The 2,522-nt window shown below is 68.2% G+C and carries 2 protein-coding genes; both read left to right on the top strand.

What is annotated here, in order from left to right:
* Nucleotides 1–99: 99 nt before the first annotated feature.
* Nucleotides 100–1,215 (top strand): ABC transporter substrate-binding protein, encoded by a 1,116-nt coding sequence (locus VFL64_RS07300; RefSeq protein WP_489539714.1) that lies wholly within the window; start codon nt 100–102, stop codon nt 1,213–1,215.
* Between the two features lie 137 nt (nt 1,216–1,352).
* On the top strand, nt 1,353–2,522 hold a 1,170-nt coding region (locus VFL64_RS07295; RefSeq protein WP_489539713.1), incomplete at its 3' end, for a carboxylesterase family protein.

The following is a 2,522-nucleotide window of genomic DNA, read 5'->3' as shown; positions in this document are numbered from 1 at the left end:
GTGCTTCTCCCGAGAGGGGGTCGGAATCTTCTGATGGCCCTGAAACAAGATGTATCAAACGATATGCCCTACGGGATCGGTCCCGCAAGGAGTAGTTCGATGCATCGCTTCCTGACCTTCATCGCCATTGCATTCTGTCTGCTGCGGCCCGCAACCGGCCAAGACATTGTTTTGGGGAACACCCTGCCTTTTAGCGGCCCGCTCGCATCGGCCGGCAAGGCCGCGCGCACGGGCATGGAGGCCTACCTCGCGCGTGTCGACCGCGAAGGCGGCGTCGGTGGGCGGCACGTCACCCTGCGCAGCATGGACGACGCCTACCAGGCGGACCGCCACGTCGAGAACGTGCGCAAGCTGCTGGAGCAAGACGACGTGGCCGCGCTCGTGCTGTCGGCCGGCACCTCCAACATCGACGCCGCCTACGCCGACATCCAGAAGAGCGGCAAGCCGCTGATCGGTGCGCTCACGGGCGCCACGGTGCTGCGCGGTGCCGACCACCCGCTGATCTACCACCTGCGCGCCAGCTATGCCGACGAAGTGCGGCGCCTGGTGCAGCAGGCCGCCTCGGTGGCGCAGTCACGCGTGTATGCGGTGTGGCAGGACGATGGCCTCGGGCGCGACGCCTTCGCCGCGCTGGAGCAGGCCTTGAAGGAGCGCAAGCTCGATCTGGCGGGCCAGCGGGGCGTGCAGGTCGCCACCATGGACGCCGCGGCGCTGGCCAAGGAGATCCGCGCCTCGAAGGCCGACGCGCTCTTCATGCTGTGCATCACCCCGTGTGCGGGCAAGGTGCTGCAGGCGCTCGCCTCGGACGGCTCGTACAAGCTCACGCCGTACGCCTTGTCGATCGTGAACGGCGAGACGCTGTCGAGCAGCGTCGGCAAGGCCGCGCGCGGCACGGTGATCTCGCAGGTGCTGCCCAACCCCCACACCGCCACCACGCCGCTGGTGCGCCGCTACCAGCAGGATGTGAAGCAGTACACCGGCCGCAGCGAGTTCAGCTACTTCTCGCTCGAAGGCTACGTGGCGGCCATGGTGGCAGTGGAGGGCGTTCGTGCGGCCTACGGCGGCCCGGCCAAGCGCTCGCTGGGTGACGCGATGAAGTCCGTTGCGCAGCGCGAGATCAACGGCATTCCCGTCTCCGCCGGCAGCTACAAGGGAACGCGCCCGCACCCCGTGACGCTTTCCATGATCGCCCACGACGGCCGGCTCATCCACTGAACGGGGAGGGCGGCCACAGCGGCTTAACCCCGAAACGCTTTCGGAAATATCCGATGCCCAAGGGCAACCGCCGTTCTTAGTCTTCCCGCCCAGGGCGGCGCCCGTGCCCCGCCCATCGAACCTTCGACAGGAGTCCCATGAGAAGCTCAAGCATCGCCGCCATCGCGGCCCTCGGCACCTGCATGCTGCTCACCGCCTGCGGCGGCGACGACACCGATGCGTCGCCCACCACCGAACGCAGCACCAGCCTGGGCGCCGTCTCGGGCATCGAGCAGGCCGGCACCTACGCCTGGCTCGGCATTCCCTACGCCAAACCGCCGGTGGGCGCGCTGCGCTGGAAGGCGCCGGCCGCCCCCGACGCATGGACCACCAAGCGCGACACCAAGGCCTTCGGCAACGCGTGCATCCAGAACGGCCGCATCTACGGCCCCGGCAGCAACAACACCTACGACGCGACCATCGGCACCACGCTCAACACGCCGGTGGGCAGCGAAGACTGCCTCACGCTCAACATCTGGCGCCCGGCCACGCAAGACGTGAACCTGCCGGTGCTGTTCTTCGTCTACGGCGGCAGCAACATCTCCGGCTACACCGCGGACCCCGTCTACAACGGTGCCAACCTCGCCAAGACCGCCAATGCGGTGGTGGTGACGGCGAACTACCGCGTCGGTCCGTTCGGCTTCTTCAACTCGGCGGCCATCAACGCCGGCGCGGCCAACGCCGACGAAGCGTCGGGCAACTTCGCGCTCCTCGACCTCATGCAGGCGCTGCGCTTCGTGAAGGACAACGTGTCGGGCTTCGGCGGCAACGCCGGCAACGTCACGCTGATGGGCCAGTCGGCGGGTGCCATCAACACCTGGGCGCTGCTTGCCTCGCCCAGGGCGGCAGGCCTCTTCCACAAGGCGATCCCGCTGTCGGGCGGCATCTCGCTCGCCAGCAACCTGCCCGCCGGCACGATCCCGACGCTGAACCCGGCGACCACCTACACCACGCAGGCCAACAACCTGCTGTACCAGCTGTACATCGCCGATGGCCTGGCCACCGACGTGCCCTCGGCCCAGGCCTATGCCGCGACGCAGAGCAACACGCAGATCGCCACCTACCTGCGCGGCAAACCGGCGGGAACGGTGCTCACCACCTTGCTGCAGCGCGGCCTGAGCGGGTCCGGCCCGATCCCGGATGGCACGGTGCTCCCCACCGACCCGATCGCCGCCATCACCGCCGGCAACTACAACAAGGTGCCGGTGCTCGCCGGCAACACTGCCGACGAAGGCAAGCTGTTCGCTCCCTTCCTCGCGCTGCTGGGC

Origin of the sequence: Rhizobacter sp. (assembly GCF_035702065.1) — a bacterium.
Taxonomy (GTDB): Bacteria; Pseudomonadota; Gammaproteobacteria; order Burkholderiales; family Burkholderiaceae_C; genus Rhizobacter.
This window is presented reverse-complemented; position numbering and strand designations above follow the sequence as displayed.

What these genes read in the sequence shown, in the direction of transcription:
- VFL64_RS07300 (WP_489539714.1), top strand. Translation starts at nt 100, where the DNA reads ATGCATCGCTTCCTGACCTTCATCGCCATTGCATTCTGTCTGCTGCGG.